The sequence below is a fragment of the Flindersiella endophytica genome (genome assembly GCF_054779015.1).
The window spans coordinates 368,629-386,828 of sequence record NZ_BAAGYY010000013.1 but is presented as its reverse complement, the minus strand read 5'-3'; the positions used below and the strand labels follow the sequence as shown (position 1 = coordinate 386,828).

Annotated in this window: 14 protein-coding genes; 10 read left to right on the top strand and 4 right to left on the bottom strand. The window is 68.3% G+C overall.

Annotation, left to right across the window (positions count from 1 at the left end; all coding sequences use genetic code 11):
• Nucleotides 1-85: 85 nt before the first annotated feature.
• The gene (gltB, locus tag ACYVF6_RS14065) at nucleotides 86-4,624 is read left to right on the top strand and encodes a glutamate synthase family protein (protein ID WP_460521073.1); all 4,539 of its coding nucleotides are present in this window, start codon (nucleotides 86-88) and stop codon (nucleotides 4,622-4,624) included.
• Entirely contained in the window at nucleotides 4,617-6,128 is a 1,512-nt protein-coding gene (locus tag ACYVF6_RS14060) for a glutamate synthase subunit beta (RefSeq protein ID WP_460521071.1), read from the top strand. The genes gltB and ACYVF6_RS14060 overlap by 8 nt, the downstream gene beginning before the upstream one ends.
• Before the next feature lie 161 nt (nucleotides 6,129-6,289).
• Here ACYVF6_RS14060 and ACYVF6_RS14055 read toward each other — a convergent pair whose 3' ends face one another.
• Both ACYVF6_RS14055 and ACYVF6_RS14050 read right to left on the bottom strand, forming a co-directional pair.
• Nucleotides 6,290-6,847, bottom strand: a complete 558-nt coding sequence (locus tag ACYVF6_RS14055) for a hypothetical protein (protein WP_460521069.1) — start codon at nucleotides 6,845-6,847, stop codon at nucleotides 6,290-6,292.
• Nucleotides 6,848-6,989: 142 nt separating this feature from the next.
• Entirely contained in the window at nucleotides 6,990-7,442 is a 453-nt protein-coding gene (locus tag ACYVF6_RS14050; protein WP_460521067.1) for an HIT family protein, read from the bottom strand.
• A gap of 127 nt (nucleotides 7,443-7,569) precedes the next feature.
• Between ACYVF6_RS14050 and ACYVF6_RS14045 the strand changes: the two genes are divergently transcribed.
• The 7 genes from ACYVF6_RS14045 (at nucleotide 7,570) to nagA (ending at nucleotide 15,697) form a co-directional block, all read left to right on the top strand.
• Nucleotides 7,570-8,862 (top strand): ROK family transcriptional regulator, encoded by a 1,293-nt coding sequence (locus ACYVF6_RS14045; RefSeq protein ID WP_460521065.1) that lies wholly within the window; start codon nucleotides 7,570-7,572, stop codon nucleotides 8,860-8,862.
• Entirely contained in the window at nucleotides 8,855-10,135 is a 1,281-nt protein-coding gene (locus tag ACYVF6_RS14040; RefSeq protein WP_460521063.1) for an ABC transporter substrate-binding protein, read from the top strand. The genes ACYVF6_RS14045 and ACYVF6_RS14040 overlap by 8 nt, the downstream gene beginning before the upstream one ends.
• Before the next feature lie 118 nt (nucleotides 10,136-10,253).
• Nucleotides 10,254-11,102, top strand: coding sequence for a carbohydrate ABC transporter permease (locus tag ACYVF6_RS14035; protein ID WP_460521061.1), 849 nt, complete (start codon nucleotides 10,254-10,256; stop codon nucleotides 11,100-11,102).
• Nucleotides 11,099-11,965, top strand: coding sequence for a carbohydrate ABC transporter permease (locus tag ACYVF6_RS14030; protein ID WP_460521059.1), 867 nt, complete (start codon nucleotides 11,099-11,101; stop codon nucleotides 11,963-11,965). The genes ACYVF6_RS14035 and ACYVF6_RS14030 overlap by 4 nt, the downstream gene beginning before the upstream one ends.
• A 403-nt stretch (nucleotides 11,966-12,368) precedes the next feature.
• Nucleotides 12,369-14,204, top strand: coding sequence for a 1-deoxy-D-xylulose-5-phosphate synthase (gene dxs / locus ACYVF6_RS14025; protein WP_460521057.1), 1,836 nt, complete (start codon nucleotides 12,369-12,371; stop codon nucleotides 14,202-14,204).
• A 135-nt stretch (nucleotides 14,205-14,339) separates the two neighbouring features.
• On the top strand, nucleotides 14,340-14,510 hold the full coding sequence (locus ACYVF6_RS14020) for a hypothetical protein (protein ID WP_460521055.1): 171 nt from the start codon (nucleotides 14,340-14,342) through the stop codon (nucleotides 14,508-14,510).
• Between the two features lie 11 nt (nucleotides 14,511-14,521).
• Entirely contained in the window at nucleotides 14,522-15,697 is a 1,176-nt protein-coding gene (gene nagA, locus ACYVF6_RS14015; RefSeq protein WP_460521053.1) for an N-acetylglucosamine-6-phosphate deacetylase, read from the top strand.
• Nucleotides 15,698-15,709: 12 nt separating this feature from the next.
• Here the strand turns inward: nagA and ACYVF6_RS14010 are convergent, their stop codons facing one another.
• On the bottom strand, nucleotides 15,710-16,606 hold the full coding sequence (locus ACYVF6_RS14010; RefSeq protein ID WP_460521051.1) for an IS982 family transposase: 897 nt from the start codon (nucleotides 16,604-16,606) through the stop codon (nucleotides 15,710-15,712).
• Nucleotides 16,607-16,682: 76 nt separating this feature from the next.
• Nucleotides 16,683-17,429, bottom strand: a complete 747-nt coding sequence (locus tag ACYVF6_RS14005; protein WP_460521049.1) for an NAD-dependent epimerase/dehydratase family protein — start codon at nucleotides 17,427-17,429, stop codon at nucleotides 16,683-16,685.
• A gap of 186 nt (nucleotides 17,430-17,615) precedes the next feature.
• On the opposite strand from ACYVF6_RS14005, the gene ACYVF6_RS14000 reads away from it, so the two are divergent.
• Entirely contained in the window at nucleotides 17,616-18,200 is a 585-nt protein-coding gene (locus ACYVF6_RS14000) for a DinB family protein (protein ID WP_460521047.1), read from the top strand.

The following is an 18,200-nucleotide window of genomic DNA, read 5'->3' as shown; positions in this document are numbered from 1 at the left end:
CGGCGTCTGATAGCCTCGTCGAAACCGCCGGGGTCAACGTCGTCCCTTGTGCACCCCAAATGCAAACAGACGACGGGAGTTCTCCATGCCCGGAATACCCCCGCCGCAGGGCATCCCCCAGCCGACCCAGCAAGGCCTTTACGACCCGAGGTTCGAGCACGACGCATGCGGTGTCGCGTTCGTCGCGACGCTGAGTGGCCAAGCGAGCCACCAGATCGTCGAGCACGCCTTCACCGCCCTGCGCAATCTCGACCACCGTGGTGCTTCCGGCGCCGAGCCCGACTCCGGTGACGGTGCCGGCATGTTGCTCCAGGTGCCCGATGCGTTCCTGCGTGCCGTCGCTCCGTTCGACTTGCCGCCGGCCGGTCACTACGCCGTCGGCACGGCCTTCCTGCCCGACGACGACGAGGCAGAAGCCGACGTCATCGCCCGGATCGAGGCGCTGGCCGCCGAGGAGGACCTGACCGTCGCCGGTTGGCGCGAGGTCCCCGTCGTTCCGGAGTTGCTGGGCAAGACGTCGCGAGCCGTCCTCCCGAGGTTCAAGCAGGTCTTCGTCAGCGACCCCGCGGGTACGTCCGGACTCGCTCTGGACCGCAAGGCGTTCGCGCTGCGCAAGCGCGCGGAGCACGAGACGCCGGCGTACTTCCCGTCCTTCTCGTCGAGAACGATCGTCTACAAGGGAATGCTGACCACGAGTCAGCTCGAGCCGTTCTTCCCGGACCTGTCCGACAGCCGGGTCGCCAGCGCGATCGCCCTGGTGCACTCGCGGTTCTCGACCAACACGTTCCCGTCCTGGCCGCTGGCCCACCCGTACCGCTTCATCGCTCACAACGGCGAGATCAACACGGTGATGGGCAACCGCAACTGGATGCGCGCCCGGGAAGCCTTGCTGGAAAGCGACCTGATCCCCGGCGACCTCAAGCGCCTCTACCCGATCTGCACGCCGGGCGCGAGCGACTCGGCCACGTTCGACGAGGTGCTCGAGCTGCTGCAGATGGGCGGTCGCTCGCTGCCGCACTCCGTGCTGATGATGATCCCCGAGGCGTGGGAGAACCACGCCGAGATGGACCCGCTGCGGCGCGCGTTCTACGAGTTCCACTCCTGCCTGATGGAGCCGTGGGACGGACCGGCCTCGGTCGCGTTCACCGACGGCACCCAGATCGGCGCCGTCCTCGACCGCAACGGCCTGCGTCCCAGCCGCTACTGGGTCACCGACGACGGCCTGGTCGTGATGGCGTCCGAGGTCGGCGTGCTCGACCTCGACCCGGCGTCGATCGTTCGCAAGGGCCGCCTCGAGCCCGGCCGGATGTTCCTGGTCGACACCGCGGAGCACCGCATCATCGAGGACGAGGAGATCAAGCAGACGCTGGCGGGCGAGCAGCCTTACGAAGAGTGGCTGCACGCTGGCCTGCTGAGCCTCGACAAGCTCCCGCCGCGGGAGCACGTCGTCCACACGCACGCCTCGGTCGGCCGCCGGCAGCAGACGTTCGGCTACACCGAGGAAGAGCTGCGCGTGCTGCTCGCGCCGATGGCGCTGAAGGGCGCCGAGCCGATCGGCTCGATGGGCAGTGACACGCCGGTCGCCGTGCTGTCGGACCGTTCGCGGCTGCTGTTCGACTACTTCATCCAGCTGTTCGCACAGGTCACCAACCCGCCGCTGGACGCGATCCGCGAGGAGCTGGTCACCTCGCTGCGCGGCACGATCGGGCCGGAGGGCAACCTCCTGTCGGCCGGCGCGTCGTCGTGCCGGCAGATCGTGCTGCCGTTCCCGGTGATCGACAACGACGAGCTGGCCAAGATCCTGCACGTCAACAGGGACGGCAACCTCCCGGGCTTCCAACCACACGTCGTCCAGGGCCTCTACAAGGTCGACGGCGGGGGAGAGGCGCTGGCCGCCCGGCTGGACGCGATCTGCGCCGAGGTGTCGAACGCGATCGCCAACGGCTCGCGGATCATCGTCCTGTCCGACCGCCACTCCAACTCCGAGCTGGCGCCGATCCCGTCGCTGCTGCTGACCGGCGCGGTCCACCATCACCTGATCCGCGAGAAGACCCGCACCCGGGTCGGTCTCGTGGTCGAGGCCGGCGACGTCCGCGAGGTGCACCACGTCGCGCTGCTCGTCGGATACGGCGCCGCGGCGGTCAACCCGTACCTCGCGATGGAGAGCGTCGAGGACCTCGCCCGTGAGGGTGTCTTCCTCAACGGCGTGGGGCCCGACAAGGCCGTCCGCAACCTGGTGAAGGCGCTCGGCAAGGGCGTGCTCAAGGTCATGAGCAAGATGGGCGTGTCCACGGTCGCGTCCTACACCGGTGCCCAGATCTTCGAGGCGATCGGGCTCGGCTCCGATGTCGTCGACAAGTACTTCACCGGTACGACGTCACGGCTCGGTGGCGTCAGCGTCGACCAGCTGGCCGAGGAGGTCCGCAAGCGGCACCGGGTGGCGTACCCGCTCGACGGCGCCGTTCCGGCGCACCGGCGGCTCGCGATCGGCGGCGAATACCAATGGCGGCGCGAGGGCGAGCCGCACCTGTTCGACCCCGAGACGGTGTTCCGGCTGCAGCACTCCACGCGGGAGCGGCGCTACGACATCTTCAAGCAGTACACCTCGCGCGTCGACGAGCAGTCGCAGCGCCTGATGACGCTGCGCGGGCTGTTCAGGCTCAACAACGGCCTGCGCGAGCCGATCTCGATCGACGAGGTCGAGCCGGTCGAGAGCATCGTGAAGAAGTTCTCGACGGGCGCGATGTCGTACGGCTCGATCTCGATGGAGGCGCACCAGACGCTGGCCATCGCGATGAACCGGCTCGGCGCGCGATCCAACACCGGTGAGGGCGGCGAAGACCCGGAGCGGCTGCACGACCCGGAGCGGCGCAGCGCGATCAAGCAGGTCGCGAGCGGGCGGTTCGGCGTCACGGCGGAGTACCTCACGCACTCCACCGACCTGCAGATCAAGATGGCGCAGGGTGCCAAGCCCGGCGAGGGTGGCCAGCTGCCCGGCAACAAGATCTACCCATGGATCGCTCGCACGCGGCACTCCACGCCGGGTGTCGGGCTGATCTCGCCGCCGCCGCACCACGACATCTACTCCATCGAGGACCTCGCACAGCTGATCCACGACCTGAAGAACTCCAACCCCGCCGCGCGAGTGCACGTGAAGCTCGTCGCCGAGGTCGGGGTCGGGACGGTCGCGGCCGGCGTGTCCAAGGCGCACGCCGACGTCGTACTGATCTCCGGTCACGACGGTGGCACCGGCGCTGCTCCGCTGACGTCGCTGAAGCACGCCGGCGGTCCGTGGGAGCTCGGCCTGGCCGAGACCCAGCAGACGCTGCTGCTCAACGGCCTGCGCGAGCGGATCGTGGTCCAGACCGACGGCCAGCTCAAGACCGGCCGCGACGTCGTGATCGCGGCGTTGCTGGGCGCGGAGGAGTTCGGGTTCGCGACCGCGCCGCTGGTGGTTTCCGGCTGCGTCATGATGCGGGTGTGTCACCTCGACACCTGCCCGGTCGGTGTCGCGACGCAGAACCCCGAGCTGCGCAAGCGGTTCAACGGCAAGCCGGAGTTCGTCGTCAACTTCTTCGAGTTCATCGCCGAGGAGGTCCGCGAATACCTCGCCGAGCTGGGCTTCCGTACGCTCGACGAGGCGGTCGGGCACGCCGAGATGCTCGACGTCACCGACGCGATCGAGCACTGGAAGGCCAGCGGGCTCGACCTTTCGCCGATCTTCGTCGTCCCGGACCTGCCGCAGGGCGCCGCCCGGCGCTGCGTCACCGAGCAGGACCACGGCCTGGAGAAGGCGCTCGACAACCACCTGATCCAGCTCTGCCACGACGCACTGGAGAGCGGCGAGGCGGTGCGGGCTTCGCTCGAGATCCGCAACGTCAACCGCACGGTCGGCACCACGCTCGGGCACGAGGTCACCAAGAAGTACGGCGGCGAAGGCCTGCCGGAGGGGACCATCGACCTGACGTTCACCGGCTCGGCGGGACAGTCGTTCGGCGCGTTCGTGCCGCACGGGATTACGCTGCGGCTGGAGGGCGACACCAACGACTACCTCGCCAAGGGCTTGTCCGGCGGGCACGTCGTGGTGCGGCCGCACCGGTCGGCGACGTTCGCCGCGGAGCAGAACATCATCGCGGGCAACGTGATCGCCTACGGCGCCACCGGCGGCTCGCTGTTCATCCGGGGCCTGGTGGGCGAGCGGTTCTGCGTCCGTAACTCCGGCGTGACGGCGGTCGTCGAAGGCGTGGGCGACCACGGCTGCGAGTACATGACCGGCGGCACGGTGGTGGTGCTCGGGCGGACCGGGCGCAACTTCGCGGCCGGCATGTCGGGCGGCGTCGCGTACGTCCTCGACCTGGACTCGCGGCGGGTCAACCCCGAGATGGTCGACCTCGACCCGCTGACCGACGAGGACCGCGAGCTGCTGCACCGGCTGGTCACCCAGCATCACGAGGAGACGGAATCGCCGGTGGCCGCCGCGCTGCTCGCCGACTGGTCGTCGGCGGTGGAGCGGTTCGGCAAGGTGATGCCGCAGGACTACAAGCGCGTACTCCAGGCAACCGCGAAGGCGCAGGCCGAGGGGCGCGACGTCAACGAGGCGATCATGGAGGCCGCGCATGGCTGACCCGAAGGGCTTCCTGACCACCCCGAAAGAGGGTGCCCACCGCAGGCCGGTCGACGAGCGGGTGCGGGACTGGAACGAGGTCTACCCCGCAGGCGGGATCGGCCGGTCGTTGCTGCCGATCATCTCCAAGCAGGCGGGCCGCTGCATGGACTGCGGCATCCCGTTCTGCCATCAGGGCTGCCCGCTGGGCAACCTCATCCCGGAGTGGAACGACCTGGTCTGGCGCGACGACTGGCAGGCGGCGATCGAACGGCTGCACGCGACCAACAACTTCCCGGAGTTTACCGGGCGGCTGTGCCCGGCACCGTGCGAGACCGCCTGCGTACTCGCGATCGACGAGAAGACCACCGGCGGCGCGGTCACGATCAAGAACGTCGAGGTCTCGATCATCGACCGCGCGTGGGACGAGGGCTGGGTCCGGCCGTCGTCTCCGCAGTGGCTCACCGGCAAGACGGTGGCCGTCGTCGGGTCCGGGCCGTCGGGTCTGGCGGCGGCGCAGCAGCTGACGCGGGCAGGGCACACGGTGGCGGTCTACGAGCGGGCCGACAAGATCGGTGGGCTGCTGCGCTACGGCATCCCCGAGTTCAAGATGGAGAAGAAGTACCTCGAGCGGCGGCTGGCGCAGATGGAGGCGGAGGGCACGGTGTTCCGGCCCGGCGTCGACGTGGGCGGCACCGCCGGCGGCGACTTCGACGGGTCCGCCCTGACCGGCGCGGAGCTGCGCGAGCGGTACGACGCGGTCGTGCTGGCGATCGGCTCGACGGTGGCGCGCGACCTGCCGGTGACCGGCCGCGAGCTGGGTGGGATCCACCAGGCGATGGACTACCTGCCGCAAGCGAACCGCGTGGCCGCGGGCGAGACGGTCGCCGACCAGATCACCGCGACCGGCAAGCACGTCGTCATCATCGGTGGCGGTGACACCGGGGCGGACTGCCTGGGCACGGCCCACCGGCAGGGTGCGGCGTCGGTGACGCAGCTGGAGATCATGCCGCGGCCGTCGGAGGACCGGCCGGGGCACCAGCCATGGCCGACGTACCCGATGACGTTCAAGGTGTCGTCCGCCCACGAGGAAGGCGGTGACCGGATCTACGCCGTGTCGACGACCGAGTTCCTCGGAGACTCCTCGGGCAACGTGCGCGCGCTGCGGCTGGCAGAGGTGAAGTTCGCCAACGGGAAGTTCGAGCCGGTGCCGGGCACCGAGCGGGAGATCCCAGCCGAGCTGGTGCTGTTCGCGATGGGCTTCGTGGGTCCGCAGCGGACCGGGCTGCTCGAGCAGCTCGCGGTCGAGTTGGACCAGCGGGGCAACATCAAGCGTTCGTCGTCCTACGAGACCAGCGTTCCCGGGGTCTTCGTCGCCGGCGACGCGGGCCGCGGCCAGTCCCTGATCGTGTGGGCGATCGCCGAAGGCCGTGCCTGCGCGGCCGGCGTCGACGCCTGGCTCCGCGGCGGCGAGACGGCACTGCCGGCCCCGATCCCGCCCACCGAGCGACCGCTGATGGCGTAACCGCCGCGATTCGAACGTGCCGTCGCCGGCCGGCTGCTCCTACCCAGCCGCCCGGCGACGGTGCAGTTCCGAGGCCGCTTCCGCGGATCCGGTGGTGCTAGGGGGTGTCCTGTAAGTGTCGCCGGGCGTCCTCGCTATCCGCCGACACTTACAGGACACCCCTAGTCGTCGTTCTGGTACGACTTCGGGAGCGGGCTGAACGGCGTCGCGCTGGGGGCGAGGTCGGTGGTGCGTGGGGGCACAGGGCGGGTGAGGCCCTCGTCCTCTTCTTCGTCGTATTCCTCGTCCTCTTCGTCACCGCGCCTGCGTAGGGACACCAGGCCGATCAGGAGGACTACCAATGCGCCCAGGCATACCCAGGCGCCCACGCCCACGGTGCGCCCGATGCTGTTGAGCTGTAGTCCGCCTTCGACGTCGAGCAGGTCGGTGGCGACCCACAGCCCCACGGTGGTCGCGCCGAGGAGGAGGCCGATCAGGAGCACCAGCCGCGACAGGGCGAGGGCACCGATCAGGCAGAGGGCACTGATGACGACCAGAGGCGCGGCCATCGACTGCCAGTAGGAGGTCGCGTCTCCCGTCACGTCGCCGACGAACAGTAGCTTCCGCAGCGGTATCTGTTCTGGTGTGCGGCTGGTCAGCCACACGAAGTATGCGCTGGCGCCGATCCCCGCTGCGCCGATGGTGGAGAGCACCGCTGCTCTGGGACGGACCTGGCCCATGACGACTGGCCACCCTTCGCTGTCGGAAGTCCGGGTTCTGCGTCGTGTGTGTAGTTCGGTCGCAGACGCTATCGATACCCCCGTGCGAGGTTCACGTTTCGATCACGGCTTGGTCCGGTTCCGGCCAAACAGTGACACAACGTCAGCTTAAGGCTTCACCGATCCGTTTGGCATAGTCAGCGGCCTCGGAATCGCCGGAGTATTTCGTACGTGGCCAGAAGAAACCGCGCAATCCATCCCCTTTTGTACGCGGGACCACGTGCATGTGGAAGTGCGGAACGCTCTGGCTCACCTTGGTGTTGGTCGCCACGAACGAGCCCTTGGCGCCAAGTCCGTCTTCCATCGCCAGCGCCAGCCGCTGGGTCGCTTCCAGGAACGGCGACCGCAACCCCGCGGGCAGGTCGAGCAGTGTGTCGACGTGGGAACGCGGGATCAGCAGCACGTGCCCCTTGAACACCGGCCGGACATCGAGGAACCCCAGCAGCTCTGGCTCGTCCAACACGACATGAGCCGGCCGCGCACCGTCCGCGATCTCGCAGAAGAGACAACCGGGGACGCGGTGCACGCCCGGGGTGGGGGCAGGTGTGGTGGTCACGGCGGACAGCATAGAAGCCAGCACCGACAGAAACGCAACCTTCAGAGCGTGAACGCATGGTAAGTCGTTTCAGCTCTTTTTTCGTAAACTCTTGACGACAACTATGTGTCGGTAGTTGCCTACGAGGGTGCATCCGCGACCCGGTTCCCAGGCCTCGTTGCGCGCGGCGAATGTCGAGCGAGTTCTCCACGCTGTCCGAGAACGTGGCGTCCTCAGCCAGGCGGAGATCGCGCGCGCCACCGGCCTGTCACCAGCCTCGGTCTCCAACATCGTCAAGCACCTCTGCGCGCTCGGCGCTGTCGAGGTCGCACCAGGCGTACGCGGCGGCCGCCGGGCCCAGGAGGTACGCATCCGGCCCGACAACGGCCTGGTACTCGGCCTCGACTTCGGCCACCGCCACATTCGCGCCGCGATCGCCGACCTGCGCTACACCGTGCTGGCCGAACGCAAGCAACGCTGCGACGTCGGCGCGGCCTCCAGCGAGGCGTTCGCCGCCGCCGAAAGCCTGGTCGACGAGCTGCTCGCGGAGATCGGCCGCGTCCGCAAGGACATCCGCGCGGCCGGCGTCGGACTTCCGGCCCCTCTGCCCGTGGACGGCAGTGCGTTGGACTCTTGGCCGATCCTGCCTGGCTGGACGAGCATCGAACCCAGGCATGATCTAGGTCAACGACTGGGAGTACCCGTGTACGCCGACAACGACGCCAACCTCGGGGCCCGGGGCGAGCTCGTGTTCGGCGCCGGGAGAGGCGCCCGCAACCTCGCCTACATCAAGGCCGCGACGGGCCTCGGCGCCGGCCTGGTGATGGACGGCCGGGTCTACCGCGGCCACGCCGGCAGCGCCGGAGAGATCGGCCACCTCACGATCGACGAGACCGGGCCGATCTGCTCGTGCGGCAACCGCGGCTGCCTCGAGACGCTGGTCGGCGGGCCGTACCTCCTCGAGCTGCTCCGCCACAGCCACCCCGACCTGCGTACGGTCGAGGATCTCGTGGCCCGCGCGGTCGAAGGCGACGGCGGCTGCCGGCGGGTGCTGGCCGACGCGGCCCGCCACATCGGCTTCGTCGCCGCCAACCTGTGCAACGTCGTGAACCCAGAGCGCGTGGTGGTCGGTGGCGACCTCGCCGCCGCGGGCGAACTGCTCATCGAGCCGCTGCGTGCCGCGATGGCGCGGTACGCCGTGATCTCGGTGGCGAAGACTCCAGTGATCGCGGCACAGACCGCGGATCGGGCCGAGGTACTGGGAGCCCTGGTGCTGGCGGCCGAAGAAGTGCACGGAAACGCCTCCTCCGTTCTCGGAGGCGCGTTGCCCTCGGACGGGCTGGATCTCGAAGGCGGAATCGAAGGCGAACCAGATCCAGATCCAGCTCCTGCCGACGGCAGACAATATGCCGACCTAAAGGAAGGGCAGGTCAATGCGTAGAAACGTGGGTCGACGGCTGGCAGCGTTGCTGGCCGTAGCGGGGTTGATGACGCTCGCCGCATGTGGTGACGACGGGCAGAAGACCCAGGCGAACAGCAAGCAGGTGGAGATCTTCTCCTGGTGGACCGGAGGTGGCGAAGGCGCCGGTCTGGCCGAGCTGATCAAGAAGTTCGAAGCCGACAACAGCGGCATGAAGATCAAGAACTCCGCGGTCGCGGGCGGGTCGGGCACCAATGCCCAGGACGTGCTCGCGGGCCGCCTGCGCGCCAACAAGCCCCCGGACTCCTTCCAGGGTCACGCCGGCGCCGAGCTCTTCGACTACATCAAGTCCGGCAAGCTCGAGCCGCTCGACGACTTCTACAAGACCCAGAAGCTCAACCAGGCATTCCCGCAGCAGCTGATCGACCAGATCACCTACGAAGGGCACGTCTACTCCGTTCCCGTCAACATCCACCGGTCGAACGTCTTGTGGTACAGCCCTGCCGTGCTGAAGGAAGCCGGCATCGCCGCGCCGCCGACCACCGTCGACGAGTTCGTCGCGGACCTCAAGACCATCAAGCAGAAGACCAAGAAGATCCCGATCTCGCTTGGTGCGCAGTGGACCGCCGACCACCTGCTCGAGAGCGTGCTGCTGGGCTCGCTCGGCACCGACGGCTACAACAAGCTGTGGCAGAAGGGCGCCGACTGGGGCAGCCCCGAGGTCACCAAGGCGCTGCAGAACTACGCCACGATCGTCGGCTACGCGCAGAGCGAGGCCGCCTCGACCGACTGGCAGGTCGCCGCGAAGAACGTCGTCGACGGCAAGGCCGCGTTCAACATCATGGGTGACTGGGCCTACGGCTACTTCACCGGCGACCTGAAGAAGACCCCGAAGAAGGACTTCGACTGGGTTGCCTCGCCGGGCACCGATGGCACGTACATGTGGCTGTCCGACAGCTTCACGCTGCCGAAGGGCGCGCCCAACCGGGCCGGCACGATCAAGTGGCTCGAGGTCGCCAGCAGCAAGGAAGGCCAGGACCTCTTCAACCCCAAGAAGGGTTCGATCCCGGCTCGCAAGGACGCCGACACCTCGCTCTACAAGGACTACCTCGCCTGGGCGCTCGACGAGTGGAAGAAGGACGACCTCGCCGGCTCGTACTGGCACGGGGTGACGGCCAACAACCGCTGGCACACCGACATCGACAGCCAGCTGGGCCTGTTCCTGCAGAGCAAGGACGTGGCCAAGCTCCAGGAGGGTCTGGTCACCGCGGCTCAGAACAGCGGCCAGATCTGACATGTCCAAGACCGACGTGAGCGGGCGGCAGAGCACGGCGGGACGTAGCACGACGACAACAGCACGACCCGGGGTCTGGCGAAGGCGTTGGAGGAGCTGGATCCCCGGGCTGTTGCTGGTGTCACCGTCGATCATCCTGATCGGCGTGTTCGTCTACGGCCTGATCGGCTGGAACGTCCGAGTCGCCTTGTCCGGCAAGCATTCCGACCTCGACCCGACGACCTTCGTCGGCTTCGACAACTTCGCCGGGTTGTGGTCGGACCAGCGGTGGAACCTCGCCGTCCAGCACGCTGTCCTGTTCACGGTCGTGTTCGTGGGTGGCGCTCTCCTGCTCGGGTGGTTCCTCGCGCTCCTGATGGACAAGGGAATCAACGGCGAGGGCGTCTTCCGCACGATCTACCTGTTCCCGATGGCGATCTCGTTCATCGCGACCGGCATCGTGTGGCGCTGGCTGATGAACCCGGCTCCGGCCGAGCGTGCGGTCGGACTGAACGCACTGTTCGGCCATCTGGGCTTGGGGTTCCTGGCCAACGACTGGTGGCAGAACCAGGACTGGGGGATGGCCGCGATGGCCATCCCCGCCATCTGGCAGATGTCCGGCTACGTGATGGCGCTGTTCCTGGCGGGCTTCCGCGGCGTTCCGGACGAGTTGCGGGAGGCCGCGCGGGTCGACGGCTGCAGCGAGTGGAAGGTCTACCGCTACGTCGTCCTGCCGCAGTTGCGTCCGGTCACGTTGTCGGCGCTGATCATCCTCGGCCACATCTCGCTGAAGGTCTTCGACCTGATCGTGGCGGTCGCGGGCCAGCAGATCGTCGCCGACGTGCCCGCGGTCTACATGTGGCAGGCGGTCTTCGACCGGCACGACGACGCCCTGGGCGCGACGATCGGCACGTACCTCCTGCTGGCGGTCGCGTTGTTCATCATCCCGTACCTCGTCTGGTCGGTACGGACGGAGAGGCGCTCATGACGGCAGTCCTGGAACGCCCAGCTGGGCAAGCGAGTGCGCGCCGTACCGGAAAACGACCGCAGGTCGTGAAGCTCGTGGTGCTGCTGGCGTTCGTCGTGGTCTTCCTGATCCCGGTCTACGTCCTGCTGGTGACGAGCTTCAAGCCACTGGTGGAGTCCGACGACCCGACGCGGGCGTGGAACCTCCCTCTCGCGTGGACGACCGAGGCCTGGAAGGCCGCGTGGGACGCGTTGGCGCCGGGCCTGTGGAACAGCGTGCGGCTGGCGGTTCCGGGATCGCTGATCTCGGCGGCGCTGGGGTCGCTGAACGGCTTCGTGCTGTCGAAGTGGCGGTTCCCGTACGCCGACGTGGTGTTCACGCTGTTCCTGTTCGGGATGTTCATTCCGTACCAGGCCGTGATGATCCCGTTGTTGCAGGTGATGACGACGCTGCATCTCTACGGCAGCATCAACGGCCTGATGCTGGCGCACGTGGTCTACGGCATCCCGATCTGCACGCTCATCTTCCGCAACTACTTCGCGACGATCCCCGACGAGCTGATCGAGGCGGCGCGGGTGGACGGTGCGGGGATGCTGCGTACGTTCGCGCAGGTCATCCTGCCGAACTCCGCGCCGGCGTTCGCGGTCGTGGTGATCTGGCAGTTCACGTCGCTGTGGAACGACTTCCTGTTCGCGGTCTTCCTCACCGACTCCGACAACTGGCCGACGACGGTGACCCTGAACACCCTGGCCGGCTCGATGGTGGTCCAGCCCAGCCAGCAGATGGCGGCGGCGATCCTCGCCTCCCTGCCGACGCTGCTGGTCTACATCATCCTTGGCCGGTTCTTCATGCGCGGGCTGATGGCGGGCGCGCTGAAGGGATAGGATCAGCGCTGTGAACCTGGCTTTGGCAGCCGGTCCCGTGACCGCGGGCCGGCTGCCAAGGGTTTTTCAGGGCTTCATTTCGCCTCGAGCGTGGGTGTGTGCTCGGCGATGGCCGGATCTGGCTCGTGAAACTCCTCACATGCGGTGAGCCCGCAAAGACCCTGGGCAGCGCCCGTCCGATGATGAGAGCGGTCTGACGCCTGGTGCCCTGACCGGCCGAAACGGGAAGGCCCAAGCTGGGCGGCCGTACGCGCGAGGCCGCTCGGACAGCTGGCAGGAGTGTGACGGACTTGAGGCGGATCCGTGGAGAACCTGAGGCGAAACTGAGCACGGTAGGCGGGCCTACTCGCGGGCAACTTAGACTCGGATCTGTCGCGTCGGTTACGAGGAGGAGTCCAACAGCATGAGTGTGCTCAACAGGATCGACGGACCACGCGACCTCGACAACCTTTCCGACCAGGAGCTCGACGACCTCGCCCAGGAAGTGCGCGACCTGCTCGTCGCCACGGTTTCGAGGACCGGCGGGCACCTCGGCCCTAACCTCGGCGTCGTGGAGTTGACGATCGCTCTGCACAGGGTGTTCGAGTCGCCGACCGACAAGATCCTGTTCGACGTCGGCCATCAGGCGTACGTGCACAAGATCCTCACCGGCCGCCGCGACAGCTTCGACACGCTGCGCCAGCAGGACGGCATCTCGGGTTATCCGAGCCGGGCCGAGTCCGAGCACGACGTGATCGAGAACTCCCACGCCTCGACCGCGCTGTCGTACGCCGACGGCCTGGCAAAAGCCTACGAACTACGCCAGGAGGACCGTAACGTCGTCGCGGTCGTCGGCGACGGGGCGCTCACCGGTGGCATGGCCTGGGAAGCGCTCAACAACATCGCCGCCGCCAAGGACCGCCCGCTCGTCATCGTGATCAACGACAACGGCTGGTCCTACACCCCGACCGTCGGCGGCATCGCGGAGCACCTCAACGCCCTGCGTACCAACCCCCGCTACGAGCAGGTGCTCGACCTGGTGAAGACCTCGCTCGGCCGCACGCCGCTGGTCGGCCCGCCGGTCTACGAAGTGCTGCACGGCGTCAAGCGCGGGTTGAAGGACATGCTGGCGCCGCAGGGCCTGTTCGAGGACCTCGGCCTGAAGTACATCGGCCCGATCGACGGGCACAACCGGGTCGCGGTCGAGCACGCGCTGCGGCAGGCGAAGGGATTCGGCGGGCCGGTGCTGGTGCACTGCGTGACGAAGAAGGGCTGCGGTTACGACGTCGCCGAGCGCGACGAGGAGGACCGTCTGCACCAGATCCGTTCCGACCGCGCCGGCACCTGGACCAGCGTCTTCAGCCAGGAGCTGCTCGAGATCGGCCGGGAGCGCCCGGACCTGGTGGCCGTGACGGCCGCGATGCAGTTCCCGACCGGGCTCAACACCTTCGCCGAGGAGTTCCCGGAGCGGTTCTTCGACGTCGGCATCGCCGAGCAGCACGCCGTGACCTCCGCGGCCGGGCTCGCGATGGGCGGCCTGCACCCGGTGGTCGCGATCTACTCCACGTTCCTCAACCGCGCGTTCGACCAGCTGCTGATGGACGTCGCGCTGCACAGGTGCCGGGCGACGTTCGTACTCGACCGGGCCGGTATCACCGGCGAGGACGGGCCAAGCCACAACGGCATGTGGGACCTGTCGATCCTGCAGGTCGTGCCCGGTCTGCGGGTCGCCGCGCCGCGGGACGGCGAGCGGCTGAAGGAGTTGCTGCGTGAGGCCGTCCAGGTCTCCGACGGGCCGACCGTGCTGCGATTCCCGAAGGGCGCCGCCGAGGCCGACATCGCCGCCGTCGAGCAGGTCGGCGGGGTCGACATCCTCAGCCGTGACGGCGCCGCGGACGTGCTGCTGGTCGCCAACGGCGCCACCGCACGCACCGGCGTCGACGTCGCCAAGCTGCTCGACGACCAGGGCATCGGCGTCACCGTCGTCGACCCGCGCTGGGTGAAGCCGGTCAACCCCGAACTGGTGCGCATGGCCGCCGGCTACCAGCTGGTGGTCTCGGTCGAGGACAGCGGGCGTACGGGCGGCTGCGGCGCCGCGCTCGCGGTCGCACTGGCCGACGGCAGCGTCTCGACGCCGTTGCGCGTGCTGGGCATCCCGCAGCGCTTCCTGCACCACGCCAAGCGGCCCGCGCTGCTCGAGGAGATCGGGCTGGGTGCCGAGAGCATCGCGCAGGAGATCGCCAACGCCTTGCGGTCGTAGTCATACGCTCGCCGTCCGCTATTGGCGCGATGGTGTTCACCGTACGTATGCTTCGAGGTCGGTTCGAACCGGGCGGAGACACTGGGGTTTTACCGCTCGGGGGGTCGGGCCAGAACCACCGAGAGGCAATCTCAAATGAGCACCACCGCGCGTGAGAAGCACGAAGTTCCGTACCCCCACAGCGGCAGTTTCCAGCCGTACGCCGAGGGGTCCGAGCACAGGGAGCGGCCGGTCGACGGCAACGGGCGCAAGCCCGGCAGGCTGACCAACCTGTTCCGCCGCCTGCTGGACAACACCCACTCCTAGACTTTCCAATCGTGTACGCACTCGTGGGCGCCCGCGTCGTGACGCCGCGGCGAGTGCTGGATCCCGGCTGGCTCACGGTCGCCGGTCAGCGGATCGTGTCCGTGGGCGCGGGCCACGTGCCTCCGGTCGACGGCGACGTTTTCGACCTGTCCGGGCGTTATGTCCTGCCGGGGTTCGTCGATCTCCACATGCACGGCGGTGGCGGCGCCCAGATCACGACGTCCGATCCGGACGAGATCCTGCGGGCGATCGCGTTCCACCGCCGGCACGGCACGACTCGTACGCTCGCGAGCCTGGTCACCGACGAGCTCGACAGGATGGCTGCCGCGGTCCGTACGATCGCCGGGCTGATGGACGGTGACGACCGGGCGGACTCGGTCGCGGGCATCCACCTCGAGGGTCCGTTCCTGAACCCCGCCAAGCGTGGCTCGCACCATCGCGACCACTTGCTGGCGCCGAGCCGCCCGGGGCTGCGGCACCTGCTGGACGCGGGCTCCGGCCACGTCAGAGTGGTCACGCTCGCGCCCGAGCTGCCGGGCGGGCTGGACCTCGTGCACGACGCGGTCTCACGCGGGGTGATTGCCGCGGTCGGCCACACGGACGCGAGCTACGACGAGGCCAGGGCGGCGTTCGCCGCCGGCGCGCGGCTGGCCACCCACCTGTTCAACGGCATGCGGCAGTTCCACCACCGTGATCCCGGGCCCGCGGGCGCCGCACTGGCCGACGACAACGTGGTCTGTGAGCTGATCAACGACGGCTTCCACGTGCACGAGGAGGCCGTCCGCGTCGCCGTCAACGCCGCAGGACCGGATCGAATCGCCTTCATCACCGACGCCACGCCCGCCGCCGGCATGACCGACGGCGAGTTCCGGCTCGGGCCGGTGCCGGTGTTCGCCCGCGGCGGCGAGGTCCGGCTGGCCGACGGCACGTTCGCGGGCAGCACGCTCACGATGGACGCAACGGTGCGGCACGCCGTGCGCTGCGTCGGGCTGTCACTGGTGGAGGCCGCGACCGCGGCGGCGACCACGCCCGCGACGCTGCTCGGGCTGGGGGACCGGACCGGGAGCCTGCGGCCGGGCCTCGACGCCGACCTGGTGGTGCTGTCGGAACGGCTCACCGTGGAAGCGGTGCTGAGCCGTGGCACCGTCGTCCACGGCTCGCTGGATCCGGCGGGGGAGGACGCCTAGGCGAGTGATTCCTTATGGGTGGTCGTAGGCGGTCAGGGTTCGGACGACCTGGGTGCCGGTGGTGCGGTTGTGCCAGATGGCTGTGGCGAGGGCGAGCAGGCGTTGGGCGGTGCGGGCGTAGAGCCCGGCTGGGGTTCGTCCGCCGTGCTGTTCCAGGGACAGTTGGCCTTTGAGGGTGTCGTAGACGGACTCGATGAGCTGGCGGATGCCGCCGAGGTTGCCTGTGTGGCGGGGTTCGTTCTTGCGATCGGGACGCACGAAGGTGACATCTTCCAGCGCCGCCAGGTACTGGAACTCCCGCCCGGCCAGGCCTTTGTCACCGATCAGCACACACCCGGTGGGGAGGTGACCGTGATCGCGGGCATGCCCGATCAGCTCGATCGCGGCATCACGCTCGCCGATCTTGGGATCGGCCAGGCACCAGGCCACCGGCATCCCGTGCGCGGTGGTGATCAGGTACAGCTTGACGCCCCAGTACCAGCGTGACAGCGCCCGGCAGTACCCGTAATTGGCCAAGCCGGCCAGTTCCGAGCGTTTGCGTGTCGGGACCGAGGTACCGCAGGGGATCGGGGTCGCGTCGATGAACCGGAACTCATCGGCCTCTGCCGAAACCTGCGCCGCCAGACCCGCCAGCACCCGGGCGATCAAGGGCCCAGCGGCGTTGAGACGCTTGCAGTAACCCGGCTGCTTGGGCAGATACGGGAACATCCCACCCAACACTGTGGAGCAGAACCGCAGCCAATGATGCTGAGACGGGAACCCCAGCAGGACCTGGGCGACAGCCAGGCACACCAGTTCGGCATCGGTCAGCCGTTTCGGGCGCCCCGGCAGCCTTCGGCGCACCCCAAGCACATGGTCATCGACGTACACGTACAGTGCCGTCAGGAGGGTATTGAGGTCAGTCTTCACAAACCGACATCAATACCCTCCGCCCATCCCAGATCAGGCCAGCCACGCCGACCAAAATCAATTAGGAATCACTCGTCTAGCTGTCCTTGGCAGCGGCTGCGGCCGCCGCCACGTTCGCGGAGTCGTCGGCCGGTGCGTAGCCGAGGTCGCGCTCGGCGTTGGACAGGTCGTAGCGCATCGGCGTGTTGTTGGAGACGCCGTAGTAGATGCCGAACTTCAAGCCGTCGTCGGCCTCGATGCACTTGCGCACCAGCTGCCGCAGGTCGTCGAAGCTGAGCCACATGCGCAGCCAGTCGGGGTCCTGCGGCCGCTGGTGGTGGTTGACCCAGCCGATCCGCAGGCAGAGCACCGACAGGTCCGACGTCTCGGAGTAGAGCCGGCCCAAGGCCTCGCCGAACGCCTTGCTGGCGCCGTAGAGCGAGTCGGGTGCGACGTCGCCGTCAGGAGTCGTCGGCCAGCGCTGGTTGAGGTCGTGCAGGCCGGTTACGTGGTTGGTGCTGGCGAAGACGACACGGCGGACGCCGGCCTGCTTGGCGGCCTCGAAGACGTGGTAGACGCCATCGAAGTTCGGCACGCGCAGGTCCTTCCAGGGCGCGTGGACGCGCGGGTCGGCGGCGAGGTGGACGACATAGTCGCAACCATCAACCGCTTTCCGTACGGCGTCGAAGTCGCCGAGCTCGGCTACGGCGGTCTCTTCGTTGGCACGCGGCTCGACCGACGAGAGATCTCGGTCGGAGATCCTGACCTGGTAGTCGGTCAGGCCTGCTCGAAGCTGCGTGCCGATCAGCCCGGCGCCACCGGTCAGGAGGACGCGTGCTGGCATCTCCCACCTCACTCTCAGGTCTTCAACGTCCGGTCAATATGGAAACGCTTCCACCGCTGACCGTACCGGGAGCGATCAACAACCTTGTTTCGGGCCGTTCGCCATTTCAGGACAGAACTTGACCGCAAGCGGTGTCATGCTGCTGGTGTTCCGAACGAGAGAGCCCAACCCAGCAAGGAGCACACGATGCCCGGTACGGTCCGCCCAGTTCAGGATGAGCGCGACGGCCTGTTCGCCTACCTCGCCCAGCAGCGCGACGGCCTGCGTTACGCCGTCCAGGGCATCACCGAGGAGGAGGCCTGGTCCACGCCGACCAAGAGCGGCCTCAGCCTGGCCGGCCTGCTCAAGCACGTCACGGCCTGTGAGCGCGGCTGGATCGACACCGCGCTGCAGGAGCACAAGCCGGAACCGGCGACCGAAGCGGACGAGGCCGCCTACCACAACGACTTCGTACGCGCGGACGGCGAAACTGTGGCGAAGCTGCTCGCCGAGTCGGAGCAGGCCGCCCGCGAGACCGAAGAGCGACTGCGCGACGTTCCGCTCGACCAGCCGGTCCCGGTTCCGCCGGCGCCGTGGTTCCCGAAGGACGTCGAGAGCTGGTCGGTGCGCTGGGTGCTGCTGCACCTGATCGAGGAGCTCGCCCGGCACGCCGGCCACGCCGACATCATCCGCGAGCACATCGACGGCAAGTCGATGTACGAGATGATGGCCGACGCCGAGGGCTGGTCGTTCGCCGATCTGGTGGCCGGCGTGACCGGCTCCGACGACTGA